Source organism: Caldithrix abyssi DSM 13497 (assembly GCF_001886815.1).
Taxonomy (GTDB): domain Bacteria; phylum Calditrichota; class Calditrichia; order Calditrichales; family Calditrichaceae; genus Caldithrix; species Caldithrix abyssi.
Map to the genome: position 1 here is coordinate 4,323,238 of NZ_CP018099.1, position 22,302 is coordinate 4,345,539.

The 22,302-nt window shown below is 41.9% G+C and carries 33 protein-coding genes; 32 read left to right on the forward strand and 1 reads right to left on the reverse strand.

The window, feature by feature from the left end; translation table 11 throughout:
* The first annotated feature begins 39 nt into the window (after positions 1–39).
* The 5 genes from Cabys_RS16885 to Cabys_RS16905 all read left to right on the forward strand — a co-directional run bounded on the left by Cabys_RS16885 (position 40) and on the right by Cabys_RS16905 (position 1,610).
* Positions 40–225: a hypothetical protein gene (locus Cabys_RS16885; protein WP_006928191.1), complete on the forward strand. Its 186-nt coding sequence runs from the start codon at positions 40–42 to the stop codon at positions 223–225.
* Positions 200–409: a hypothetical protein gene (locus Cabys_RS16890; RefSeq protein WP_006928190.1), complete on the forward strand. Its 210-nt coding sequence runs from the start codon at positions 200–202 to the stop codon at positions 407–409. The genes Cabys_RS16885 and Cabys_RS16890 overlap by 26 nt, the downstream gene beginning before the upstream one ends.
* 1 nt (position 410) lies before the next feature.
* A complete protein-coding gene (locus Cabys_RS16895; RefSeq protein WP_006928189.1) occupies positions 411–635 on the forward strand; it encodes a hypothetical protein in 225 nt (74 codons plus the stop codon).
* A 41-nt stretch (positions 636–676) separates the two neighbouring features.
* A complete protein-coding gene (locus Cabys_RS16900; RefSeq protein WP_006928188.1) occupies positions 677–877 on the forward strand; it encodes a hypothetical protein in 201 nt (66 codons plus the stop codon).
* Positions 878–959: 82 nt separating this feature from the next.
* The gene (locus Cabys_RS16905) at positions 960–1,610 is read left to right on the forward strand and encodes a DNA cytosine methyltransferase (RefSeq protein ID WP_006928187.1); all 651 of its coding nucleotides are present in this window, start codon (positions 960–962) and stop codon (positions 1,608–1,610) included.
* A 124-nt stretch (positions 1,611–1,734) separates the two neighbouring features.
* Here the strand turns inward: Cabys_RS16905 and Cabys_RS16910 are convergent, their stop codons facing one another.
* Complete coding sequence (locus Cabys_RS16910) at positions 1,735–2,205, reverse strand: hypothetical protein (RefSeq protein WP_006928186.1); 471 nt, start codon at positions 2,203–2,205, stop codon at positions 1,735–1,737.
* Between the two features lie 86 nt (positions 2,206–2,291).
* On the opposite strand from Cabys_RS16910, the gene Cabys_RS16915 reads away from it, so the two are divergent.
* The 27 genes from Cabys_RS16915 to Cabys_RS17040 all read left to right on the forward strand — a co-directional run bounded on the left by Cabys_RS16915 (position 2,292) and on the right by Cabys_RS17040 (position 22,301).
* The gene (locus tag Cabys_RS16915; protein ID WP_044281114.1) at positions 2,292–2,744 is read left to right on the forward strand and encodes a phBC6A51 family helix-turn-helix protein; all 453 of its coding nucleotides are present in this window, start codon (positions 2,292–2,294) and stop codon (positions 2,742–2,744) included.
* Between the two features lie 2 nt (positions 2,745–2,746).
* Positions 2,747–4,198, forward strand: coding sequence for a phage terminase large subunit (terL, locus tag Cabys_RS16920; protein WP_006928184.1), 1,452 nt, complete (start codon positions 2,747–2,749; stop codon positions 4,196–4,198).
* A gap of 26 nt (positions 4,199–4,224) precedes the next feature.
* Positions 4,225–4,665 carry a peptidoglycan recognition protein family protein gene (locus Cabys_RS16925; protein WP_006928183.1) on the forward strand — a complete coding sequence of 147 codons (441 nt, stop codon included), beginning with the start codon at positions 4,225–4,227 and terminating at the stop codon, positions 4,663–4,665.
* Between the two features lie 16 nt (positions 4,666–4,681).
* Positions 4,682–4,954, forward strand: a complete 273-nt coding sequence (locus Cabys_RS16930) for a hypothetical protein (protein WP_006928181.1) — start codon at positions 4,682–4,684, stop codon at positions 4,952–4,954.
* Between the two features lie 52 nt (positions 4,955–5,006).
* Positions 5,007–5,387: a hypothetical protein gene (locus Cabys_RS16935; protein ID WP_006928180.1), complete on the forward strand. Its 381-nt coding sequence runs from the start codon at positions 5,007–5,009 to the stop codon at positions 5,385–5,387.
* The gene (locus Cabys_RS16940; RefSeq protein WP_006928179.1) at positions 5,384–6,682 is read left to right on the forward strand and encodes a phage portal protein; all 1,299 of its coding nucleotides are present in this window, start codon (positions 5,384–5,386) and stop codon (positions 6,680–6,682) included. The genes Cabys_RS16935 and Cabys_RS16940 overlap by 4 nt, the downstream gene beginning before the upstream one ends.
* 136 nt (positions 6,683–6,818) lie before the next feature.
* Positions 6,819–8,162: a structural protein gene (locus Cabys_RS16945; protein ID WP_169833731.1), complete on the forward strand. Its 1,344-nt coding sequence runs from the start codon at positions 6,819–6,821 to the stop codon at positions 8,160–8,162.
* Complete coding sequence (locus Cabys_RS16950) at positions 8,159–8,452, forward strand: hypothetical protein (protein ID WP_169313634.1); 294 nt, start codon at positions 8,159–8,161, stop codon at positions 8,450–8,452. The genes Cabys_RS16945 and Cabys_RS16950 overlap by 4 nt, the downstream gene beginning before the upstream one ends.
* Before the next feature lie 139 nt (positions 8,453–8,591).
* Complete coding sequence (locus Cabys_RS16955) at positions 8,592–9,590, forward strand: XkdF-like putative serine protease domain-containing protein (RefSeq protein WP_006928175.1); 999 nt, start codon at positions 8,592–8,594, stop codon at positions 9,588–9,590.
* Positions 9,591–9,676: 86 nt separating this feature from the next.
* Positions 9,677–10,609, forward strand: a complete 933-nt coding sequence (locus Cabys_RS16960) for a hypothetical protein (RefSeq protein ID WP_006928174.1) — start codon at positions 9,677–9,679, stop codon at positions 10,607–10,609.
* A gap of 27 nt (positions 10,610–10,636) precedes the next feature.
* Positions 10,637–10,831: a hypothetical protein gene (locus Cabys_RS16965; protein ID WP_006928173.1), complete on the forward strand. Its 195-nt coding sequence runs from the start codon at positions 10,637–10,639 to the stop codon at positions 10,829–10,831.
* On the forward strand, positions 10,818–11,027 hold the full coding sequence (locus tag Cabys_RS16970; RefSeq protein WP_006928172.1) for a hypothetical protein: 210 nt from the start codon (positions 10,818–10,820) through the stop codon (positions 11,025–11,027). The genes Cabys_RS16965 and Cabys_RS16970 overlap by 14 nt, the downstream gene beginning before the upstream one ends.
* Before the next feature lies 1 nt (position 11,028).
* On the forward strand, positions 11,029–11,457 hold the full coding sequence (locus tag Cabys_RS16975; RefSeq protein ID WP_006928170.1) for a hypothetical protein: 429 nt from the start codon (positions 11,029–11,031) through the stop codon (positions 11,455–11,457).
* 86 nt (positions 11,458–11,543) lie between these two features.
* Positions 11,544–12,002 carry an HK97 gp10 family phage protein gene (locus Cabys_RS16980; RefSeq protein WP_006928169.1) on the forward strand — a complete coding sequence of 153 codons (459 nt, stop codon included), beginning with the start codon at positions 11,544–11,546 and terminating at the stop codon, positions 12,000–12,002.
* A 76-nt stretch (positions 12,003–12,078) separates the two neighbouring features.
* Positions 12,079–12,459: a hypothetical protein gene (locus Cabys_RS16985; protein ID WP_006928168.1), complete on the forward strand. Its 381-nt coding sequence runs from the start codon at positions 12,079–12,081 to the stop codon at positions 12,457–12,459.
* Between the two features lie 2 nt (positions 12,460–12,461).
* The gene (locus Cabys_RS16990) at positions 12,462–12,707 is read left to right on the forward strand and encodes a spike base protein, RCAP_Rcc01079 family (RefSeq protein WP_006928167.1); all 246 of its coding nucleotides are present in this window, start codon (positions 12,462–12,464) and stop codon (positions 12,705–12,707) included.
* A complete protein-coding gene (locus Cabys_RS16995; protein ID WP_006928166.1) occupies positions 12,707–13,804 on the forward strand; it encodes an SUMF1/EgtB/PvdO family nonheme iron enzyme in 1,098 nt (365 codons plus the stop codon). The genes Cabys_RS16990 and Cabys_RS16995 overlap by 1 nt, the downstream gene beginning before the upstream one ends.
* A gap of 88 nt (positions 13,805–13,892) precedes the next feature.
* Positions 13,893–14,180 carry a hypothetical protein gene (locus Cabys_RS17000; RefSeq protein ID WP_225868902.1) on the forward strand — a complete coding sequence of 96 codons (288 nt, stop codon included), beginning with the start codon at positions 13,893–13,895 and terminating at the stop codon, positions 14,178–14,180.
* A complete protein-coding gene (locus tag Cabys_RS17005; RefSeq protein ID WP_006928164.1) occupies positions 14,164–14,457 on the forward strand; it encodes a hypothetical protein in 294 nt (97 codons plus the stop codon). The genes Cabys_RS17000 and Cabys_RS17005 overlap by 17 nt, the downstream gene beginning before the upstream one ends.
* A gap of 14 nt (positions 14,458–14,471) precedes the next feature.
* A complete protein-coding gene (locus tag Cabys_RS17010; protein WP_006928163.1) occupies positions 14,472–14,945 on the forward strand; it encodes a hypothetical protein in 474 nt (157 codons plus the stop codon).
* A gap of 22 nt (positions 14,946–14,967) precedes the next feature.
* Positions 14,968–16,749, forward strand: coding sequence for a BNR-4 repeat-containing protein (locus tag Cabys_RS17015; RefSeq protein ID WP_006928162.1), 1,782 nt, complete (start codon positions 14,968–14,970; stop codon positions 16,747–16,749).
* The gene (locus Cabys_RS17020) at positions 16,749–17,159 is read left to right on the forward strand and encodes a hypothetical protein (RefSeq protein ID WP_006928160.1); all 411 of its coding nucleotides are present in this window, start codon (positions 16,749–16,751) and stop codon (positions 17,157–17,159) included. Before Cabys_RS17015 ends, Cabys_RS17020 begins: the two co-directional genes overlap by 1 nt.
* A 5-nt stretch (positions 17,160–17,164) precedes the next feature.
* Entirely contained in the window at positions 17,165–17,308 is a 144-nt protein-coding gene (locus Cabys_RS20155) for a hypothetical protein (protein WP_169313633.1), read from the forward strand.
* Positions 17,309–17,350: 42 nt separating this feature from the next.
* The gene (locus Cabys_RS17025; RefSeq protein ID WP_006928159.1) at positions 17,351–17,737 is read left to right on the forward strand and encodes a hypothetical protein; all 387 of its coding nucleotides are present in this window, start codon (positions 17,351–17,353) and stop codon (positions 17,735–17,737) included.
* Positions 17,718–19,079 carry a hypothetical protein gene (locus tag Cabys_RS17030; RefSeq protein ID WP_006928158.1) on the forward strand — a complete coding sequence of 454 codons (1,362 nt, stop codon included), beginning with the start codon at positions 17,718–17,720 and terminating at the stop codon, positions 19,077–19,079. Before Cabys_RS17025 ends, Cabys_RS17030 begins: the two co-directional genes overlap by 20 nt.
* A 1-nt stretch (position 19,080) precedes the next feature.
* The gene (locus Cabys_RS17035; protein WP_006928157.1) at positions 19,081–21,927 is read left to right on the forward strand and encodes a tape measure protein; all 2,847 of its coding nucleotides are present in this window, start codon (positions 19,081–19,083) and stop codon (positions 21,925–21,927) included.
* Positions 21,927–22,301 carry a hypothetical protein gene (locus Cabys_RS17040; RefSeq protein ID WP_006928156.1) on the forward strand — a complete coding sequence of 125 codons (375 nt, stop codon included), beginning with the start codon at positions 21,927–21,929 and terminating at the stop codon, positions 22,299–22,301. The genes Cabys_RS17035 and Cabys_RS17040 overlap by 1 nt, the downstream gene beginning before the upstream one ends.
* Position 22,302 lies beyond the last annotated feature (1 nt).

Below are 22,302 nucleotides of genomic sequence, written 5' to 3' on the forward strand. Positions count from 1 at the left end.
ACTTTTGCGCTCTTTAAAAGCCAAACCATAGGAGGTTTTATGCAGGCGCAGCTTATTGAAGAACGCGAATTTTATTCTGTAATAAAAATGCAAAACAATGAATATTGGGCGCGTAAAAATTTTAAGATAGTCGGAAAATTCAACACTCTGCAAGAGGCTAAAAACTTTATAAAAAACCAGCAAAAAGAGGATTTAGAAAATGAGCAAAATCCTTCATCGAGATAGGCGGCATGATCTTGAAATCGTAAAAGAAAACGGAGCCAGCTCTGGGCGTTTAATTTTAAAACATCACGGCGTAACCTTTTTAGACGTTTCTCTTGAGTCTGAAGAAGTACAGGTATTAAAAGAGCTTTACAACAAAATAGTCGACAACCACAACACGCTTGAAAATTATTTTAAGAGCAAATGACATGGATGTAAAACAGCTAAAGAAAGAGATATTAAGATTCAACGAGCACGAGTTGGAGCGCATAGCAGATCATGTAATGATAATCATTCGTGATCGCAAGATCAGGCGTGAGTTTAAGCGTTTAAAGCGTATTTACGGCGCTAAAGAGGCTATTATTATGCTGGCTGATAAGTATTTTTTAAGCGAGGCGCAGGTGGATTATATTGTATATCCCAGGAAAAGGTAAGGGGTTTATGGTTAATGATTAATGACTTGAGGTAATTAATTATGAGAGCGTCTAAACGTTTGATAAAAGAATTAAAAGGAAAAATTAATTATTACAAACTCTATAAAAACTTTACCAGCTGGAGGCCTGAAGAGTTTGGTAGGGTGGATTACATTGTTGAAAAACAGAGAGAATTTGAACTTAAAAACTATGGATATTATCAAAAATACATGAATGAAAAGCAATTAAAATCCGGCCATTAGTCCACCGGGGCAGGCTTTGGCTAGCATCCTGGCCTCGCCCCTTTTTCTGTGAAAAATTGATTTTAGCTATAACCGATATAATATGTATAAAGTATTAAACTTGTATGCAGGAATAGGCGGCAATCGAAAACTATGGACGAATGTCCATGTTACAGCGGTTGAAATTAATTCCCAAATAGCAGAAATATATCAGGATTATTTTCCAGATGATAAAGTTATTGTTGCCGACGCTCACCAATATCTTTTAGCACATTACAAAGAATATGATTTTATATGGAGCTCTCCCCCGTGTGAAACACACTCAAAAATTCGTCGGGCAAATGTATTGAATAAAAATGGCGTTAGCGCAGAGGCAAAATATCCAGATATGACTTTATATCAGGAAGTGATTTTCTTAAAAAATTTTATGCCACATGGTAAAAAATGGGTGGTTGAAAATGTGATTCCTTATTACCAGCCTTTAATTCCGGCTAAAAAAATTGGACGTCATTTATTCTGGACAAATTTCCAGATTCAAAATATTAAATACAAAGCAAAAGATCGTATTGATTATGTTGGCATGAACAAAAGATTCGGATTCGATTTATCAAAATATTCTTTAAATTTCAAACGCAAATGCTTACGTAATGCTGTTGATCCAGAATTAGGCTTACATATACTAAATTTAGCTCTTGGACGAATTGATAAAGTAAACGCAATCCAAACAACAATATTTGATATTTTAAAAGAATAGAAAAAAAGAGATATAAATAAAAGGGACCTTGCCGGTCAAAATATGGCACCATGGCTGAAATAATGCCCTCTGGTTTGGGTTGGCCGCCATGACTGGCAGAAAAAGCGGGCTGTTTGTGCCCGCTTTAAAATTTAATTAAAAAACCTATTTTATGCTGATCTGCGTAAACCTTCACTGGCTTGAATGTAATAATTGTATTGGCTATTCCGGCAAGCAATAAGAAATAGGCGGCGTTTTGCTTACGGTTTTTTATGGCGTTTAATGAGCGCGAATCTAAATTCATCATATCATATTGTTTTATTTGATCGTTTATATTGTCTACTTCCTTAAAATAATCGTAGCTTAAAGTAAAGGCAATAATTGAAACTGGGAACAATACCAGATAGGGAAATTCCGTACGTTGATAAGTATTTTTATATTTATCTTTTATATCGTCATCATTTTTGTGAGTATGTTTTGATGGGCGCTCAACATTAAGATTTTTAAAAGTGGTCGTTGTTTTATTGTTAAGAACGTTTTTGTCTCTTGCGTCAATATTTTTTGCATTCAAATTAAAGGATACCACTAAAAAAAATAAAATAATTAAAGTCTTCATGTTTTCATCCTTTCTTTTATTTACGTGTTGAGATTCACGTTTTAGAATGGAAATTACATTTGTAATTTAATAAAAAAAATTGATTCATGGAAATTAAAAGGGAAGTAATGGCCAAAAATCTGTTGCCTCAGGCGGAGCGCCTGTACATTCGTGAAGGAAAATCGATTGAAAATATTGCCACGGCCCTGGGCGTTAGCCGCACCACGCTTTACCGCTGGAAAAAAGAACGCAACTGGGACGAACGCAAATACGAAATGGAAACATCCGCACAGTTTGTTAGCGAAAAGCTGATGAAACTTTTGGCGGACGATGTGCGCAACCTGCAAAAGTTAGACGCCAAAAGCGTGGATCGCATCGTTAAGGCTATTAAAAGCATTAAAAGCCTGGATAATGAAGTGGATATTTTGGGCAGCACCTTGCTTGTAATGGAGCAGCTGGCCTATTACCTGCAACAGAAAAACGCCCAACTTTATGAAAAGCTGCAAGAATTACTGCCCGATTTTTTAGTTTATATGCGCGAAAGATATAAAACGGGATAATTATGGCAAAAAAGATAAGCGTAAGAGAATACGATCGACGAGCTGAGGAACTTATTAGGCGCATAAGAGCCGAGGCGAAGCCTTTTCCTGATGATACGCCAGAAGGCAAGGTCAAACGTCGCAATCGAGCCAGGCAGGATTTTTTTTATTTTTGCAAAACTTATCTTCCTCACCATTTTGAGGAGGATTTTGACCGCCACCAGAAGCAGTGCGAAAAATTAATTCACATCTGGAACGAAATCATTCAGATAATGGCCTTTAGAGGATGGGGAAAATCGACTTTTTTCATAACAGCGTATGGATTATATGCCACGCTTTATAAATTAAATCCTTATATCATCGTGGTAAGCGATACAGAAGATCAGGCCGCAGAGCAGATGCTAACTGTGAAGGTAGAGCTGGAAGAAAATCCACGCATTAAGCAGGATTTTGGCGATTTGCAGAGCCATGATTGGGCAGAAGAAGATTTTACCACCACCAGCGGCGTTAAGTGGAAGGCCTTTGGATATAAGAGCAAAATTTTAGGTCGCCGATATATGCAGTACCGCCCTGGCATTGCTTTTGTGGATGATTTTGAGAACGAAGAAAGCGTTAAAAATCCGGCTCAAACCAAAAAAAGATTAGAATATATTTACAACCAGTTATTTCCTGCTATGGCAAAAAAATTTCAGATATTTTATTTATGCACGCGCCTTGCTCGCTACTGTGTGGCCGGAGAGCTGGAGAAAAATAAAGAGATTAAAACTTTTTTGCTACCTGCAGAAAACAACAAAGGGCGCGCGACCTGCCCGCAGCGCTTTCCACTGACGCGCCTTAAAAAGGTTCGCAAAGTTATTGGCATAATAGCCTATTCTAAACAATATCTTTTAAGAATATTGTCAGACGAAACGCGCCCCTTTCAGGATCAATGGATTGTGCGCATTAACCGACCGGAAGAAAAATACAAACGCATCGCCGCCTTTATTGATCCCAGCGTTGGGGCCACACGCAAAAACGATTTTAAATCCGTGGTGTTTGTGGGATGGACGGACAAATACTACGACGTTATTTATAGCTGGATAAAACAGGCCAGCATCGACCGCATGATTCGTCGTACCTATACGCTCTATGACGAGATCCGCCCACATCGCATTGGACTGGAGACGAATGGTTTTCAGATTTTGCTCAAAAAAGAATTTATTCGCGCCGCAAAGGAAGAGGGCTTTCACTTACCTATTAAAACGGTTGTGCAAAAGGAAAATAAAGAATTGCGCATCGAGCGTCTTTCGCCCCTGGTGGAAAACGGCTTAATCCGCTTTGTGCAGGGCGCTGGCGATAACGAGCTGCTCATTGAACAATTGCTGGATTTTCCGGATGGCGCGCACGACGATGGCCCGGACGCGCTGGAAGGCGCCATCCGGCTTTTAGAACAGATTACTGGCCGTACAGGAGAAACAGAGATTACAATAATTTAAAATGACAAAGCAAGAGTAATTGTAATATGCGCCCTATACGAAAAATAATAATCCATTGCACCGATAGCGAATGGGGCAATGTGCAGGCCATCGACGCCTGGCATAAGCAGCGCGGCTGGGATGGCATCGGCTATCATTTTTTGATCGGCAACGTGTATCCGGAATATCAAAATATTAAAAATTTACATCCGGTTCCGGAACATGACGGCCTGATTCTGGAAGGGCGCCCTATTGAAAAAATGGGCGCTCATTGCCGCGGCCATAATTACGATTCCATTGGCGTGGCGCTGGTAGGCGTAAAAACCTTTAGCAAAGCGCAGCTTTACAGCCTGATAAATTTATTAAAATTGCTGATGAAGCAGTTCCAGATAGATGTTGATCAAATTTACGGGCATTACGAATTTGATCCTTTAAAGAGCTGCCCAAATATTGATGTGGAATGGTTTAAAAAAATGTTGAATTTTTAATTTTGAATTTTGAGTTATGAATTCATTATTTAAATACGCGGTCTATCAAAACAAGTGGTTATGGTTTCATATTTTGGGCGGCGGAATTTTGGCAAAATTGGCGCTGGCTATTTTTAAAAACGGGCAAATAGCCATGGAGATTGTTCTGCTTGTCGCTGTTTTGTGGGAAATATTCGAATATTTTAAGGATGATGTGGAAAAGATTTATGGCAGTAAAAAACGGTTTTTTTTAGATGCTCTTGGCGATATTGCCGGGGCCGCGCTCATGGCTTTTATTATTATAGTTTAAAAGCTTAAAAGATTAAGACTAAAGATTAAAGATTAAAAGATGGAAGATTAAGATGATTGGCGATATAATTCAGATAACAAACAAAGTATTTGATCGGCTGGTTCCTGATAAAAGCAAAGCGGAAAAAATAAAATACGAGTTTAATAAAACGTTTTTAGAGATAGCCGTAAAAGAGAACGAAAGCCTGCGGCATTTCTTTTTAGAATATGAAGGTAGGGCCAGCGAGGTGCCACATTTTGTGCTTTTAATGCGCGCTTTGATCCGCCCTTTTTTCACCTGGTTATTCGGGCTTTTGGGTGCGTTCTGGGTAATTGGCCAGGCTTTCGGTTTTATTAACAAAGAGATGCCCGCCGCTCTAAGCATGTGGGTGTCCATCGTTTTGGGCTTTTGGTTTGGCAGCCGCTGGTATGAAAAATTAAAGGGGAAACCATGAACAAACAAACGGAAATTTGGGCCGTTACCAACGAAGGCGAAATAATTTTTGAAAAGGTTCAAATAAAAAAGCAGAGCAGGCAGATTAAAGATGATTTTAAGGGATTGCCCATTGTTGAGCCGCGCTACAAATTTGACGATTTGCTCTTTTACCTGGAGGTGAATTCCTGGCACAAACGCTGCGTGTATTTAAAAGCGGCGGTAACCGGCGCGCTGGGTTGGCGCCTGACCACCGATGACGATAATAAAGGACCGGACGCGGCCTATAAGCAAATTACGGCATTTCTGGAAAATCCCAATCCAAAACTTGAAAATTTTTCGCAAATACTTTTGAAAATGCTCATCGATTATTACGCTATTGGCAATGGCTTTTTGGAAATTGTGCGCAATACAAAAGGCGAGGCGGCAGAGCTGTACCACATTCCCGGGCGCACCATGCGCCGCAAGCGCGATTTTAGCGGTTACTATCAGGTGCGCACCTTTAAGAAGGTGGAATTCAACAACTTTGGCGATCGGAAAGGCAAGCGCAACGAGGTTTTGCATTATTTGAATTACGATCCCATGGATGATTATTACGGCCTGCCGGACTGGATTACGGCCATGGCCACCATGGGCATGGATCGCAACGCGGTGGAATATAACGCCTATGAATTTACTCAGGGACTAATGGCTCGCTTTTTAATCATTATCGAAGGCGGCGAGCTTAGCCGCAAAGCGCGCACGCAACTCAAGAATTTTCTGAAAAACAATATGATCGGCACGCAGAATAGCGGAAAGGTAATGGTGGTGGCCAATGACGATCCAAACGTAAAAATTCGCGTAGAGCGCATTGATAAAGAAGGCTCTAATCGCGATATGAGCTTTCATCGCATGCGCACCTTTAACCGCGACGAAGTGATTGAGATTCATGGCGTTCCGCCACGTATGCTTGGGATTATGAGCGCCGGCCAGCTGGGCGGCGGGGGCGAAACCGCCGGCCAGCTAAAAATCTTTAAGGAAACGCTGATCGATCCGGAGCAGAGAAAATTAGAATACATGCTAAACCAAACGATCATTAAAAGCTTTGGGGAGCATAAATGGAAATTAAAACTAAAAGAGATGGATATCACCGATCAAAAGGCAGACGCTGAATTTTATGAAAAAATGATTAATAGCCAGGTTCTCGATCCGGACGAAGTGCGCGAAGAGATCGGGCGCAAGCCGCGGCAGCAGGAAGTAAATTTACAGAATTTGACAAAAATACTGGTTGAGCTCCGAAAATCGCTTGAGAACGACGATTTTGACGAGAATATGTAAAAGTATTCCCGACGCAAAAAAAACGCCTACAGGCAAAAGTGAACGGAAAGTGAACGGGGTTTCTTGACAATTACGAATTAAAAATTACGAATTACGAATAATGGCAAGATATTTCATTTATAAATCAATAATTGAATTGCGGAAAATCTGGGCGATCGTTAAAAAAGATCGCTACGATCGTTTTGCCAATGAGCTTTTAGATGTTTTAATGCGCAGCTGGGACGAAAACACACGCCTGGTGATTAATGAAGTCATCCGCCAGATCAAAGGCGAACAGGTTTTTTCCAGAACCGAATTAGATATGATTATCGAAGCCCTGAAAATCCGCCTGGGCGAAGCCTTTGCCAATGAAGTAGCGCAACCTCTTTATGAAACACACCTTTCTACTTACATCGAAGGCGTAAAAGACGTTTTGCAGGTTACGCCTACTTTGCAGCAAATCGACCATCGAGCCATTGCCGCCCTGCAAAATCACAATATTTACTGGGTGCATTCCTTTTTTGATCGTCAACTGGCCGATCGCGTAACCCGAATCGGGCAAACAATTATTGCAGAAGGCTTAAGTCGTTCCAAAGCCGGGAAAATTTTTGAAAGCGCCCTGAGTAATGAATTGCAGCAATTTAGCTGGCGCTACTGGGAAGGCTTTGCCAATCATGTGGTAACGAGATCTCGTGAACTGGGTCATGTGGATGCGTATGTTCAGGCGGGCGTTGAATATTACCAGGTAAAAGCGGTGCTGGATCTTCGAACGACGGAAATTTGCCGCCAGATGCACGGACGGGTTTTTCATGTTAGTCAGGCGGTTGAGTTAAAAAATAAATTGCTCAATGCGCAAAATCCGGAAGAAGTGAAACAAATTGCGCCCTGGATGCGTGCGGACCAGGTAACTGGCAAGCCAACGTCAAAATTACCGAACGGCCTTGCCCTGCCGCCCTATCATTTTAATTGCCGTACGCGTACCGTAAAAGCCAAAATACCGCCTAAAATTGCGGAAATAGATTTAACCGCCGCCGGAGCGGGCAAGTTATTAAAAGATTCATTAAGTTATGTCGTTAATAATCAAGAGCAATTGAGCGTTAAAGAATTAAAAAAACTGGTTACGCGCGTTCAGGGCGCCGGATGGGATAATATGCAGGCGCATTTTAATAAACACAAAGATGAAGAATTTACGCAATGGAAAAGCGTTGAAGAAATGAATGCGCAATTGATGGATTTGATTCGGCGCGGCGGAAGGGACATCTATTTGCAATTGTATTTATCTAAAGAGCCGCGGATTATATTTACCGACAATCGGTTATTTTTATCGATTGATCCGGTGCGCAATAAAATCAAAACCATTTTTAGTTTAAAAAGGGAAACAATAAAAGCCTTGCAAAGTAGAAATAGCAAGTATATATTAATGAAAAAAGGAAAAACAATTAACAAACAATTATTATGGATAAGCAAAAAATTAAAGAATGGTTCCCTTCGGCATTTATGAGATATACCAGGTTTTATAAAGACCTGGCCAACGCAGATGTTCCTTCGGAAGAACATGACGATTTGATATTATGTAGGGAAGAAATTGAAGATTTTATGGAATTATTTCCGGATGAACTAACCGATGAACAGAAAAAGGCTATTCAAAAAGCCGATCGATGGATTTTGGAGCACGCCGACCAGGTTATTCCCCAGATACGCGGTTTTACAAACAAACCTTCCGCCAAATATTGGTGGGAACATCCCTCTACTCTTTCCCAAAAAGCAGCACAATTGATGAATGACGAATGATGATTATCGATTGATGTTCGTTGATTCCTATTTTTAAACCATTATTCGCAATTAAATAGATCGTGGCTAAAATCACGTTTTTTTAATGGTTTGCTCGCCTTAAATTGTTGTTGAATTCAAAAAAAACGGAGATCAAAACATGCCTGCCGAATTAAAAGACGTTCAGGTTTTATTTCTCAGTTTGGTTGATAAGGGGGCCAATAACCGCACCATTATCTGGAAAGCGGACAATAAGCAAAAACCTATTATTGAAAAAACGGTTCCTATTTTAAAAGTGGATGCCGAAAAGCGCATGGTTTATGGCATTGTGTACGCTCCCAACGAAGAAGACGCCCACGGCGATTTTATGACCGCCGAAGAGATTGAAAAAGCGGCGCATAATTTTATGAAAGCCCGGCGCACCACCAATATCGATAAACAGCACGATTACGAAGCCGACGAAGGCTTTGTGGCCGAAAGCTGGATCGTTCGCAAGGGCGATCCGCTATTCCCCAACGAACCGGAAGGCGCCTGGGGCGTGGGCATTAAAGTTGAGAATGACGAGACCTGGGAACAAATCAAAAACGGCGAAATAACCGGCATAAGCATGGGCGGTTTTGGAAAAAGAATTGAAAAGAGCGCTGCAACAGACTCAACGGCCGTCGGGCGAGGAGGCTCTTTGTTGCGCAAATTTTTCAAGCATCTTTTTGCCCCCATTCAAAAAGATTTTAACAGCCATTTTGCCGCCGATCAATTGCGCCAGGCGGCCTGGGCTTTAAACGACGCCATTCTGGAAATATTAAACGATGACGCCATTGCCGATAAACAGGCGGCGATTAAAGAATCGATTAATCAATTTTTAAGTTTTTTAGATGAAGGAGGGACGATCGTGACTACCAATAAAAATCAAAATTCCCAGCATCAGGGCGATGAGCCGGTGCAAAAGGATCAACAAACGCAAACCAGCATGCCCGATCTAAATGAACAGCTCCAGAAGCTTAACGAAACCATGGAAAAATTGGAAGGCCAGTTAACGGATTTCCAGAAACGCCTGGAAGCTGTGGAAAAAACCAGCCCCGGCAAACAATCGGCCGAAGGACGCGACGACGAAGATCCGCAAAAGGTGCAAAAAGATTACAAAGGATTGCCCATCCTGTAACACGATCTTTAGATCGTTCTAAACAAAAATCGTAAAACGATCTTCAGATCATTCCAAGCTTATGATCACAAAATTTGGAGGGAAAAATGTTAAGCAACGAAGAACTTCAGGAAATTTTAAAAGCGCAGATCACCACGGGCCTGGGCGGTCTGGCCAGTCCGCAGGATGCCGAAGAGTTTATCGACCTGGCCGTGGAACAAAGCGCCGTTTTGCAGGCCATTCGCGTGGAAACAGGCATTAAAACCAGCATGAATTTAGACGCGCTGGAACTTGGCGAACCGGCCATGGTGGCCGCCACCGAAGCCACGGCTCCGGCCCCCGATGACGTGGTGGCGCCTACGCACATTCGCAAAGTGCTGCAGCCGGTTGAGGTAATTGCCGCTTATGATGTTTCGTTCTCCTTTTTGCGCAAAAACATCGAAGGCGATCGCGTAAATGAAACCTTAAACCGCATTTTTGCCAAGCGCTGGGGGAAAGATACGGTGCAGCTCATATTTACCGGCGATACGGCCTTAACCGGGACCACGCGTACCGACAAACTGAAAAAGATTCTGGACGGTTTTGTTAAACAGGCCGAAGGCGATGCCGATGTGCATGATTATACCATTCCGGATACGCCCACCTATTCCGGTAAAGACGGCGTTTTTAACTCCATGTTAAAACTCCTCCCCAAAGACTATCGCGATCAACGCGCAGAGCTTTCCTTTTTCTGTTCGCAAAACGTGGTGGACGCCTATTTAGACGAATTAGGCGAACGCGCCACCAGTTTGGGCGATACGGTGCTTTTGCAGGGTGAAAAAATGCCTTACCGCGGCGTTGTTTTGCGTCCGGTGTTCGGCATGCCGGATAACCGCATTATTCTAACTTTAAACCAGAACCTTGCCGTTGGTTTTGGCGAGCAAATGACGGTGGGGCGCGATATTTCCAACCGCGAACGATTGTTAAAGGTTACCATCACCGGCCAGATCGATTGCAAATACGTGGTTGGCGACGCGGTCGTTTTAGGCGCAGGAGCGTAATTTTAAAACACAAAAGGAGGGTAAGCAATGTATGTCCTAACTGGGAAGCGTTCGGTAGGCGTTGGCGGAAAAATTTATTTCTATGGGCAGAAAATTCAAGACGACGAATACAAAGACCTGCCCAAACGCGTAAAGGCGTTTTTTGAAAAAAAATCTTCCAAAAAAGATGATGACAGTGGCGTAAAAAAGACAAAAGACGAGGTAAAGAATGGCAGAAATTAAAAAAACATTCGGTTCTGGCGGGGCAAATTTAACGCCTGCAGGGCATGGCACGCCTTCTTTAGCCGATGCTTTGCGCGATATTGCCGACGATCTTGCGATGATTAAGGTGGCTGTTGATCAGTTAATTGCCGATCACAATTCTTCAACGGTTCCAACAACGGCAACAACCTCAACATTAAAGACGACAAAAGGATGAGATGCCTTTAACAAGCGAAATTAAGGTAACGGAAGATTGCAACTTTCCGCAGGAAATTCAGGATAAATTAACGGTTCATTTAAAAAAAGCCGAAGTTCGCCTGCGCGAGCTGATCGGCGACGCTAAATATGATGAATTAGAAAGCGCCAGTTCGGGAGATCAGCGCGATAAGGCGGCGCAGGCCGAAAGTTATTTAACGGCTTATTATGCGCTGCCTTTTTTAAACTTACGCGTGACGGAAAAAGGCGGCTTTGTAATGGCTACCGGTTTTGAACAAAGCCGAAACGAATTGATGGGCAAACGCGAGTTAGACGGTTACAGAGCCGGTTTTTTCCGTCAGGCCATGCTTTTAATAAAAGATTTTACGCTCTTTGAAAACGACGAAGGCGACGAACTGGACGCCGGACCGCTGGGGATGATGACGTTGTAGGATTGGTGAATGATGATTGATGATTTATGATTGACGAATATTGATCTTCAATCGACAATCGTCAATTTGAATGGGGCAAGGAAAATATGGATGAACAGGGAAAGAAAATCGTTGGCCGGATAAGAAAGCAAATCAAGAAAAACCTGGAACGCGAGCTGGCCAATATTGGAGAGGACATGGTGGCTAATGTTGTGGAATATCTTGATCGCCGCAACATAAACGTTACGGGCGATTTGCGTAAAAGCATTGTAAGCGAGGTAAAGCGAGAGCAGGAAAAATTACTACTAACGGTTGGCACAAATTTATTATACGCACCTTTTGTGCATTACGGCACGAAGCCACATTGGCCGCCTAAAAAAGCGATTCGTAAATGGGTTTATAAAAAATTCGGCCTGACGCACAAAGCATTGAATCGGGCAACATTCTTGATTCGGCGTAAAATTGCCGAACAGGGGACTCGTAAAAAGCCGTTTTTATTGGCCGTGTATCGGCTTTACAAGCCAAGAATTGTTAAGCGATTGCAGGCAGCGGCTATAAAGGTATAAATTGAGTTATTGAATTGTTTAGTTGTTGAGTTGTTTAGTTGTTGAGTTACATGATTGTTATGGATTAATCAGGGTTATGCAGGCAAACGTAGATCAAATATTACAAATTGCGCAAAACACCGGGCATTTTCAATTGGTACAGGATCGCGTGTTTGATGAAAACGAAAAATATCCGGCGTTTGTGGTTGGCGAACGGCGCCTGGAAAATATCGAAGTAATGGACGATATGGGCGCGCATTTTAACGGCGAATGGCGTTATGAAATTTTTATCATTGTAAAAGCTAAAGACGGTTACGGGACGCTGGAAAATATTGTAAACGATTTTATTAACGCCCTGCCGGCAGGGGTTTACCAGGTAGAAGACTACTCCGAAACGAATAATTACATTAGCGAGCAAGATACATTGCTGGCGCATTTTTATTTAGTGTGCCAGGTGGAAGATGTGTTTGGAGGATAAAAATGGAAATTAAAAATTTTGAAACAATCGATCTATCAACCGGAGATCACGTGATTAGTTTTATGGCGGAAGGGTTTTGGATTGGAGTGGGGGGGGATTTAGTGATTGAGGATGATTATGGAAATCAGGCTACATTTAAAAATCTTGATAATGGCTATTTATTACCAATAGGAGCAAAAAAAGTAATAAAAATAGGTACAACGGCAAGTGAAATAGTTGCGATTAGCAAAAGAGGATTGCCAAAATAATGAACTTTACTTTATTGACCTTAAAGAAAAAACGCCTAATCATCCGTGATAAAAACGGACGCCCGAACTACGTATTTAAACTCGACAAGTTCAACTGGGACCCGGTAAACGGATTTAATAGCACCGAACCGCATCCGGCATTTGTCGTGAATGGAATCGTGGTTGACGCGATCTACATTGGTCAATATCAAGCAGTGGTATATGATCCGAGTACGTTCCAAATTGAAGGCGATACGAACCCGGCTGATGTCTACAATCCATACATAGCCGGCAGCGCGCATAATTATATTGCGCAAAGTATTCCTAATCAAGATCCGCGCGTAAAGATTGATTTTGACGCGGCGCGCAAGGCATGCCAAAACATGAACGGCAATGGAATTACAGGCTGGCATTTGATGACAAACGCCGAATGGGCCGCGCTTGCTTTATGGTGCCAGGCAAATCAGATGCCGCTGGGAAATAACTCATACGGCGACGATTATTCGGACACCGCCGTTAAGGGAGTCATGGCCCCGGGAAATAATTTCGGCGGGCCGAATCCATCGCGTTGGTTGACCGGAACCGGCGGCCTAAAAACGGCGCACAACCGTATAAAAAACGGAGTGTTCGACCTGAACGGCAATGTCTGGGAGTGGGTGGATGGCATGAAGCTTGTTGAGGGAAAAATATTGGTGGCTGGAAATTTGAACGCGGCGCCTACCGCTATCGGAAATTCATTTCAGGCCGCTGAAGCAAATTGGTTTGATACAGGCATTTATGTGAATTGGGATGGAGTAGCAACAACAATTTCATTTTCAACTGTTGATCGCGGCACAACAATGGAAGGAGCAAGTCCAGACTATATATCTGTACAATTTGACGATATCCCCGGGGCGGATGATAATTTAAAAAAACTGGCCATAGGGCCCGTACAAACAGGATTGAATACACACGGCTATGATCATTCATGGTGGCGAAATTTTGGAGAGCGTGTTCCGCTCCGTGGTGGCTATTGGGTCAATGGCAGCAACGCCGGTGTGTTTGCGCTCGCCCTGAACCTCACTCGCGGCGGTCGGTATTGGTACCTTGGTTTTCGCCCAGCTTTTGTGGCTCTGTGATCTGAAATCTGGAGTTCTGTTTTTTATGCAAGATTTAAAAATTTATCAAAAATATTATGATATGATGCGAGAAAAATAGTTTTTGGTAATGCAAATTAAAATTAGCGGAATTTTTTCTATGTGCACCAATACCGAACTTAAAGAAGACATCAAAGATTTAGGACAGGAACAAACGTTGTTGAAAACGCAAATAAAATATTTGATTGACGATGTGCACGATCTGAAAGAAATGATGAAGGACGTCATCAAGCAGCAAAAAAAACTGGAAAGAAAAATGATGTCCAGAGAACAGTTTTTTATTGACGCCGTGATAGAAATGAAGGAAACTTTAGCCAACATAATACAAAGCAGCAGCGGCAATGGAAAAAAAGATTGAGCAGCAAGTTGCGGCGCTTTGGAAACGGGTTGACGAAGCGCAAAAGCGCAGTATCGAAGCCAAAGCGTTGGCTGAGTATCTTAATAAAAACGTAATTGAAGCCGTCATGCAGGCCCGCGAGGCACGTGAAATTGCCATAAGGGTTGAATCTCAAATGAAAGAACTGTCAAAAAGCATAAATCAAAAATACGATCGGTTGATTGATTTGCAACGCAGACAAATTTATTGGACCATGGGATTAATCGGTTTATTAGTGGCAATAATCAAACTTTTATAAAAGGAGGTTTAACAATGGGCAGAACATTAACAAGCGTAAAACGTCGTCATTATCGCGTATTGCATCGCGATCCGGCAGCCTTTTCCGTTCCCGCAACGGCAGCCGATTTTGATACGTTTTTAGCCACATTTACGGAGCTGGGCTACTGCGAAGGCGGCAGCATTGAAAGTTCTATCGAAACGCAGGAAAAGATTAGCCTGGACGATGGAACCAGGTTGCCGGTGGGGATTAAAGGCACTTTAAAAGGCACGCTATTGCAAAGCGAAGTAGCTGATTACACCGCCGTGGAAACGATTGAAGGGGTTAAGCAAGATATTTTGCTTTATTCCGAAGACACGGGGATGTGTATTTTTTATCCTAATGCCATTCTGGAGTTCCAGGAGTCAGTCAAATCTGGCGACATCGAAAAAATCCCGTTTACTTATGAGGCAGAAAATTTAGGTTCCAAAAGCGAATTCCGCACGCGTTTTCAACAGCCGACGGCTTAATTAACTTAAAGCAGGAGAACAAATGAGCAGGCGAGATTTAAGCCGCATAAAAAGACGCCTATATCGCGTTTTATTCCGCGATCCGCAAAAATTTAGCGAACCGACCGATCCGCGCATTGATTTCGATACATGGCTTGCCACCTTTAGCGAACTGGGCTATTGCGAAGCTGGCGGAATTTCGTCAAAGATAGAGCCCGTGGGCAATGTATTGCTGGATAATGGGAAGAATAAAAGCTATGGCTTTAAAGGAACGCTTTCAGGAACCATTATTCAAACCGAAATAAGCGATTTTGAAACTTTTGCCGCCATCGAAAATGTGGAAATCGATTTTTTGTTGTATGATGAAAAAAGCGGGTTTGCCATATTCTTCCCTAAGGCCCTGGTCGATTTTAAAGAAGAGGCCAAAGGCGGCGAAATTGAAAAAGTGGCCTTTGAATACCAGGGCGAAAACCTTGCCAGCAAAGAGAGCTTTCGCATCCGCTTTAACGCCCAGACAGGCGCCGGCGGAATTCCGCTCTGGTTCGATAGCAACGTGCAAAATTTTTCAGATATGTTTACTGGCATTGGCAGCCCGGTGCAAAGCACACATTTTTATCATCAGCCAGAGGCATACTACTTTAAAGGAAGCAGCGAGCGCATCTATTTCGCCTTTATTACAGACAGCGATAATCCAAACACAAATATCACTACCTGCTACGTTGCCGCTTTAAACCTTAGCGACCTTTCTTTGATAGGGCCGGTTGATGTTGGCCCGAGTAAAGTATATGCTGAGCAACATCACCAACCAGCCATTATTGTGGCTGACGACGGACATATTCTTGTTGCGTACGACCAGCTTAACGACGCAGAAACAGGGCACAACGGCGGCATCCGCATCATGCGCAGTAATAATCCGGAAGATATATCTAACGGCTTTACGCAGATTAAGGTTTTAGAAGGCGAAGGTTCGTATCCATACCTTTTTAAAAAGAATGGAATTTTGTACTGCGGCTTTCGGGAGCGCGATTCCCTGTCTTTGATTCCGCGCTGGGTGCGATGGGCTAAATCAACCGATCACGGCCAAACCTGGGAATCGGCTTTTCGCATTATGGACGTAGGCGGCGGAGATAATATATGGGCGTACGGTACGCGCCCATGGGGTAAAGAAAATGACTGGCTTTACATCCTGATGATGCCGGAAGACAGGTCTTTAAGCAATCCCACGGGGCGTTATGTATTGTATGTTTTAAAAACCAGAGACGGCGAAACGTTTTACAATATGGACGAATCTTTCAAAAAGGACGTTAAAACTAACGGCTATTTGACCAAAGCGGAATTGGATACATATTTTGAAATGGAGCGCGTAACGCATCCGGTTAGAGTATATCATCAAGGCGGCTATGTCACGCGCTCTAATGAACTCATTCTCATGACCAGAATAATCTTTGAAGATTCTTCCAGTAAATATTATCTGCAATGGTTTGATGGCAAACATTGGGTAAAAAGAGAAATTGACAATAAATTGAACGTTGCCTGGGCTTATTTCCCTCACATTATTATTGCTCACGATATGAATAATATCGATTTGATTTTACGCAAAGACGACGACAAAACATTACACCGCTTTCGCACAACCGATCGAGGATTAACCTGGACTTATAAAGGTCAATGGCCGGATTTAGGCTGGGGAACGGATTCGCCCATTTATCCTAATCCTCAAAGTAATATTTATGATTACAATCGGTTGTTTTATTTACTTTCTATTCGACCGGCATCCGGATCAATCGGAAAACTTTACGCCTATTTATGGCAGGGAGTGGAATAATGGAAAAACTGCAATTTGAACATAACGGCACGGTTTATGAATTTGCCGATTTGACGATCGCGCAAATGGAAATTTTAAGCCAGCTCATTACTAACGCCCGCGATCTATTGCAGGAAGTAGATATTGAAAAAAACGCCATTAAAGTTGCGGTAACCATAAACGACGTTATCCAAAAGCTGCGCGAACAAAAGAAACTGGCTTTATTTTGCGCCGCCTGTGTGGTTAAAAAAGGCCAGGTATTCGATGAGAAGGATCTGCCGGAGCGGGAAAAGGAATTTAAAACGCTGCCCTATAAAACAGCCGAAGAGATTTTAAGTTTTTTTTTCAATACCGGGATTTTCACGAAGCTCATTACGCCCAGCTTTTTGATGAGTCAGGCGGATCTGGAGAAAGCGCAGACGACTATGTAAAAGAAATGATTTTCTTTTTATGTGATGGCGACTTTACCAGAATCGAGCAAATTCGGCGTCAAAAGTACATCGATGCGTTATGGTTTATGAGTAAATTGTTAAATAAGCAAGATGAAAAGAATGAAGAAGTGGAAATCGATGAATTTTAAAGGTGCAGCCATCTGCACCTTTTTAGTTGTAAGGAACTGACAATGTTAAGCCCAGTAATCGAATTCGAAAATTTGACTAATCCGGCCACGTATCAAATAAAGGCCGCCAAATGGAAGGTCTTTCGCAAATACGTGCGCGTCCGTTATGATTACGTGAACGGCGGCACCGATTTCTTTTATCGCAGCTATAAATTATTATTCGAATTTGAATGGCCTTATCTATCGCAAGCCGCTCACAATAATTTAAAGAGCGTTATCGAAGCTCTGGCCCGCGGCGACACGGTGCGCATTAATTCCATTGGCTCAATAACTTATCAGGTGAATATTGTGCAGGATACCGATGATTTTACGGAAACCGAGGGCGAATTTTTAGAAAAACGTCCGGTAAAAGTGAGGTTTATTAGCAAAGATGCTCAAACTATATCTTGATTACGGCGGTAATCCGACCATTGATTTAAGCGATAAGATTTTGAGTGTATCCAGCCTCTCTCGTCAGGTTGAAAGTCAAAAGCCTGGCGAGCCTGGCGTTATTTCTCTGGATAATGTTAGTTTAGAACTTCCCTTAAACGCTTTTCCAAACGACGAAATGAGTTTTGCCAATCTGGATAGCAATCCGGATTATATTTTTACTATTAAGATCGATTTTGGCGGAACGGAATACAAAATTTTTGAAGGAATTCTGGATAAATCTTCCGTTGAACATACCAAAGCCGAAACAGCTAAATTTGATGTTTTAGATAAAATCAATGCTTTAAAGTTTTTAGAAAATACACAACCAAGAACACAAGAATATTTTGATGCTGGCAGTGGATTTAAATATCAAAATTGGGAAACAGGTAATCCTAATGAAATAAAAATTTACAAACGATATGATAATAATACGAATTATGTCGACAACAACGATGTTGTCCCTTTAGGAAGTATTTTGATCAGCGATAGTAATAATCTTTATTTTGTAATAAACAGCTATACTGCTTTTGATTCCGGTGAAGGAGTGAATGTAAACATAGTTGAATTTCATAATGCACAACCAGGAAACTGGGAATTTGATAATCGATATTTGCAATATTATTCCGAATATTTTGGTAATGAAATCATTCATCTTATTAATACCGGAACTAGTAAGGTTGAAGCTTTTAGCGCTACAGCTATTATTGAAGCTATTATAAAAAAACAATGGCCAGGCGCTAATATCATTAGAAGAATTTCCGGAGATGACCGCTATCCTATTTCTCTGGATTATTGGGATCAATTGGTAACAACATATTTTGATAAACAGCCGCTTGAAGCTTTAAAATACTTAATTTCTACAATTCGTTTATATCTTTTCGTCAATATACAAGGCGATTTTATTCTGCAGACGTTCGATCTTTTAGGGCAATATGCACAATTAACTATTAATCCGGATGAGTTAATTGATTTTAATAAAAAGTACGACTGGCAAAAAACGGTTCAATATGTAAAAATAACCAATGTTGACAATGCAAATGATTATGGTGAATATCCAACAAATTTAGATGTTATACCAACCAATAAATTAGAAAAAGAAGTATTTAAATTTTCAGATAATTTAAATCAAATTGCGCAGGATTATTATAATTTTTATGGCGCAAAAAAATTAATGGCAAATATCAAAATCCCGCTGAATAGCAATTCGATTACCATTGACTTAACGGATAAAATAATATTATGGAATAAGAACTGGTTTATTATTTCAATTGAGGCAGATTTAATTAATATGGTTTTAAATCTGGATATTGCGGAGCTTTAATATGGCTACAAATGAAATTAAAATAAAGATCTCAATTGATGGCAAAGAAGCTATTGCCACGCTTAATTTAACGGAAAATACGATTAATGAATTAAGCGAAGCTTTTCAGGGATTTGGCCGCACTTCGCAGCAGGTTTCCAATCAAATCGTGCAAAGCTTTGACAATGCGCGGGTGATGATCGAAGGCTTCCAGCGTACTTATGAAGTCCTGCGCAATGCCTTTGCCCAGCCCATTCGTTTAGCCGCCAATTTCGAGCAATATCAGGCTACTTTAGAAGTAATGCTCGGTTCGACCGAGTTGGCTAAACAACGTTTACAAGAACTGGTTGATTTTGCAGCCCACACTCCCTTTCAGTTGCCACAAGTAATCGAAGCAGCCAATCAATTGCAGGCTTTAGGGCGTTATTCACGGGAAACGCTTACCATGTTAGGCGATCTGGCCGCCGCTTCCGGCAAGCCTATTGAACAGGCTATTCGCGCTTACGCTAAATTGGTTACCGGGCAAAAAGGCATTGCCGTGGATATGTTCCGGGATTTACTCATTTCGGTTGACGATTGGGTTGCGGCAACCGGTAAAGGCATTAAAGCAAACGGCGAATTGGAAGCCAGTTATCAGGAATTAGCCGACGTTTTGCCCAAAATATTGGAGATGAAAAATTTTGCCGGCTTGATGGGAAAACAGAGTGAAACGCTGGCCGGTCAACTTTCAAATTTAACCGATTCTATTGATCAATTTAAAACGTCGATGGGCGGGGCCATTGCCGTGGGGCTTTCGCCTATGCTAAAAAGCTTAAGCGATGTATTAAATGTATTGAATAGCGCGCCGCCTGCCATTAGCGGCACAATTGGCGCTATAACGGCCTTAACCGGCACGCTGGTTATTTTAAAAGTTACCGGATTACTGCCGGTTATACGGCAGATCATGACGATGAAAATTAGCCTTAAAACGCTGCCGGCGGATACGGCCGAGGCGTCAGCCGGATTTTTAGGTTTGAGCGGTGCCTTGCGGGCCGCAGGTGTGGCGGCTAAGGGCTTTTTTGCCAGTTTGGGGCCAATCGGATGGCTTACAATCGGTATCGGGACTGCCCTGGAAGTTTGGGGCATTGTATCATCCCAGATGGATGAAGCTAAAGAAAAAACAAAAGAAGCGGAAAGCGAATTGGATCGCTATAAGCAAAAATTACAATCTATGACTGAAGAGGAATTAGGAGAAGAAATCTCTATTTTATGGGATGCCCAATTAAAAGCTCAAAAAGAGGCCGATCAGGAAGCGTTAAAATTAACTAAACAAAAGTATCAATTATTAAAAAAAGAGTTTAAACGAAGAGAAGAAGAAAAAAAGAAAATTGAAATTGAAAAGAACGCTGAAGCGCTTGACGCTGTTAAAAAACTGCGGATAGAGGCATTAGGAGAAGGAAAAGAGAAAGAAATTTTGGCATTAAATTACTGGTATGAAAAACAAAAAGAAAAATATGCTGAAAATGAAGCTGTTCTGGAAGCATTAGAAAACACATATTTTGCTAAGCGCAGAAAAATAGAAGAGAAATATCGGCAGGAATCATTAAAAGCTCAGGAAGCGTATTTACGCAGAAACCTGGAGCTAAATCAAAAAATGATGGAGCTTGAAGAACGACCGCAAAGCGAAATTCTTGAAGCAAAGAAAAAAGTATTGCATCAGATAGCCGATCTGTATGCCGAAAGTTCACCAGAGCGCAATAGAATTTTGCAGGAAATCGCCTTATTACAAATCGATATTGAGAAAGCCTTAAAAGAAGAGCATGCCGTTAAAATTCAGTTAAAAGCCGAACTTAACGAGGCTGAATTCCAGGAAGAACTGGCCAGAATGAAACGCGATTTAATCGCCCAGGGCAGGGGAGAGGAAATTGAATTCATTACGTTTGATTTAATGATTCAAAAGAATCGCGAAGCTATTCAAAAAATTCAGAATGATCAAAGCCTGGGTGATGAAGAGCGGAAAGCTAAAATCAAACAATTAAATGCGGAAATTCTTGATCTGCAGGCCCAGCGCGCCCAACGGGAAATTGAACTGGAAAAACAGAAAAACGAAACCATTCGGCAATTGGGCATGCAAACCTGGAACGATTTAAAATCGGTTGTTAACGAATATTACAGCCAGCAACGGGCCAAAGCGCGCAAACAAATTGAGGAGGAATTCGAAAAACGAAAACAGGCTCTGGAAACCGAACGCCAAAAGCGATTAGAACATGCTAAAACACAGAGGGCCAAGGATTTAATCAACAAACAATACGATCAAAAAGAAGCGCAGTTAGAGAAGGAAAAAGAAAGGCGTTTAGCGGAGGCTGCCAAAAAGGGATTTGCGATCCAGCAGGCCATAGCCATTACCGAAACAATTATGAATACCGCTCAGGCGGTAATGAAAGCCTGGGCCGAAGCCGGTCCGGTTGCAGGCCCAATTTTATCAGGTATTATCACCGCCCTGGGAGCAGCTAAAATTGCGCTTATTAAATCGCAAAAACCGCCGGCATTTGCCGAAGGCGGCCTGTTTGAAGGGGAAGGATCCGGCACGGACGATAAAAACCTGATCCGAATTAGTAATCGAGAATTCATTGTCAATAATAGAATGACGGAAAAGCATTTAACGCTTTTAGAGGCCATCAATACCGACCGCGTGCGCTATGCCGATTTAGGGGCGGTTGTAAAGCAGCTCCAGGAGGTGAATTTGCGATTAGTGCGAGTTGAGCAAGCTTCGCTAAACGTTTCGGAACGGCCAATTAAGATCGACGAAGTGTCGGCAAAGATTCCGAGATACGAAACAAAGGCCATCGTGGAAGTCGGTTCGTACAACCAGGAAAGGCTTAAATTGTAATGAAAGCAATTTTACAGTATTCAACCGATGGGACAAATTACATCAATGTCGGTGAATTAAGATCGGATGAAAAGGATTACAAATTAAAGCCCGTTACCGAAATGAATGAAGACGGAAATCCAGAAATATTGGGGTATCAAGTTGAGTGCCGGACCATTCTGTTAGAAAAAGACGATACCTTTTTAAATCAAACTTCCTGTTATTTTCGTTTGCATTTCGATGACGGTAAAGTCATTAATTTGGGCACTCATTCCTTTAGCGTTAATCATGATTTAATGCTCAATAAAACCGGAATTGAAGAAATAGAAATCGTTCTCAACTTTTTCATTGAAAAATCGGATTATCAAAATTATGTGACACCAATGGAGGTTTAGC

Bases quoted from the DNA above. Each gene is read 5' to 3' on its own strand.
- Cabys_RS16905 (WP_006928187.1), top strand. From the start codon at position 960: ATGTATAAAGTATTAAACTTGTATGCAGGAATAGGCGGCAATCGAAAA.
- Cabys_RS16975 (WP_006928170.1), top strand. From the start codon at position 11,029: ATGCCTTTAACAAGCGAAATTAAGGTAACGGAAGATTGCAACTTTCCG.
- Cabys_RS16950 (WP_169313634.1), top strand. From the start codon at position 8,159: ATGAGATATACCAGGTTTTATAAAGACCTGGCCAACGCAGATGTTCCT.
- Cabys_RS16955 (WP_006928175.1), top strand. From the start codon at position 8,592: ATGCCTGCCGAATTAAAAGACGTTCAGGTTTTATTTCTCAGTTTGGTT.
- Cabys_RS16980 (WP_006928169.1), top strand. From the start codon at position 11,544: ATGGATGAACAGGGAAAGAAAATCGTTGGCCGGATAAGAAAGCAAATC.
- Cabys_RS17000 (WP_225868902.1), top strand. From the start codon at position 13,893: ATGCAAATTAAAATTAGCGGAATTTTTTCTATGTGCACCAATACCGAA.
- Cabys_RS16935 (WP_006928180.1), top strand. From the start codon at position 5,007: ATGATTGGCGATATAATTCAGATAACAAACAAAGTATTTGATCGGCTG.
- Cabys_RS16995 (WP_006928166.1), top strand. From the start codon at position 12,707: ATGAACTTTACTTTATTGACCTTAAAGAAAAAACGCCTAATCATCCGT.
- Cabys_RS17005 (WP_006928164.1), top strand. From the start codon at position 14,164: ATGGAAAAAAAGATTGAGCAGCAAGTTGCGGCGCTTTGGAAACGGGTT.
- Cabys_RS16960 (WP_006928174.1), top strand. From the start codon at position 9,677: ATGTTAAGCAACGAAGAACTTCAGGAAATTTTAAAAGCGCAGATCACC.
- Cabys_RS16915 (WP_044281114.1), top strand. From the start codon at position 2,292: ATGGAAATTAAAAGGGAAGTAATGGCCAAAAATCTGTTGCCTCAGGCG.
- Cabys_RS17010 (WP_006928163.1), top strand. From the start codon at position 14,472: ATGGGCAGAACATTAACAAGCGTAAAACGTCGTCATTATCGCGTATTG.
- Cabys_RS16970 (WP_006928172.1), top strand. From the start codon at position 10,818: ATGGCAGAAATTAAAAAAACATTCGGTTCTGGCGGGGCAAATTTAACG.
- Cabys_RS16925 (WP_006928183.1), top strand. From the start codon at position 4,225: ATGCGCCCTATACGAAAAATAATAATCCATTGCACCGATAGCGAATGG.
- Cabys_RS16930 (WP_006928181.1), top strand. From the start codon at position 4,682: ATGAATTCATTATTTAAATACGCGGTCTATCAAAACAAGTGGTTATGG.
- Cabys_RS16900 (WP_006928188.1), top strand. From the start codon at position 677: ATGAGAGCGTCTAAACGTTTGATAAAAGAATTAAAAGGAAAAATTAAT.
- Cabys_RS17035 (WP_006928157.1), top strand. From the start codon at position 19,081: ATGGCTACAAATGAAATTAAAATAAAGATCTCAATTGATGGCAAAGAA.
- Cabys_RS20155 (WP_169313633.1), top strand. From the start codon at position 17,165: ATGATTTTCTTTTTATGTGATGGCGACTTTACCAGAATCGAGCAAATT.
- Cabys_RS17030 (WP_006928158.1), top strand. From the start codon at position 17,718: ATGCTCAAACTATATCTTGATTACGGCGGTAATCCGACCATTGATTTA.
- Cabys_RS16940 (WP_006928179.1), top strand. From the start codon at position 5,384: ATGAACAAACAAACGGAAATTTGGGCCGTTACCAACGAAGGCGAAATA.
- Cabys_RS16965 (WP_006928173.1), top strand. From the start codon at position 10,637: ATGTATGTCCTAACTGGGAAGCGTTCGGTAGGCGTTGGCGGAAAAATT.
- Cabys_RS16985 (WP_006928168.1), top strand. From the start codon at position 12,079: ATGCAGGCAAACGTAGATCAAATATTACAAATTGCGCAAAACACCGGG.
- Cabys_RS16890 (WP_006928190.1), top strand. From the start codon at position 200: ATGAGCAAAATCCTTCATCGAGATAGGCGGCATGATCTTGAAATCGTA.
- Cabys_RS16895 (WP_006928189.1), top strand. From the start codon at position 411: ATGGATGTAAAACAGCTAAAGAAAGAGATATTAAGATTCAACGAGCAC.
- Cabys_RS16990 (WP_006928167.1), top strand. From the start codon at position 12,462: ATGGAAATTAAAAATTTTGAAACAATCGATCTATCAACCGGAGATCAC.
- Cabys_RS17020 (WP_006928160.1), top strand. From the start codon at position 16,749: ATGGAAAAACTGCAATTTGAACATAACGGCACGGTTTATGAATTTGCC.
- Cabys_RS17025 (WP_006928159.1), top strand. From the start codon at position 17,351: ATGTTAAGCCCAGTAATCGAATTCGAAAATTTGACTAATCCGGCCACG.
- Cabys_RS16885 (WP_006928191.1), top strand. From the start codon at position 40: ATGCAGGCGCAGCTTATTGAAGAACGCGAATTTTATTCTGTAATAAAA.
- Cabys_RS16910 (WP_006928186.1), bottom strand. From the start codon at position 2,205: ATGAAGACTTTAATTATTTTATTTTTTTTAGTGGTATCCTTTAATTTG.
- Cabys_RS17040 (WP_006928156.1), top strand. From the start codon at position 21,927: ATGAAAGCAATTTTACAGTATTCAACCGATGGGACAAATTACATCAAT.
- Cabys_RS17015 (WP_006928162.1), top strand. From the start codon at position 14,968: ATGAGCAGGCGAGATTTAAGCCGCATAAAAAGACGCCTATATCGCGTT.
- terL (WP_006928184.1), top strand. From the start codon at position 2,747: ATGGCAAAAAAGATAAGCGTAAGAGAATACGATCGACGAGCTGAGGAA.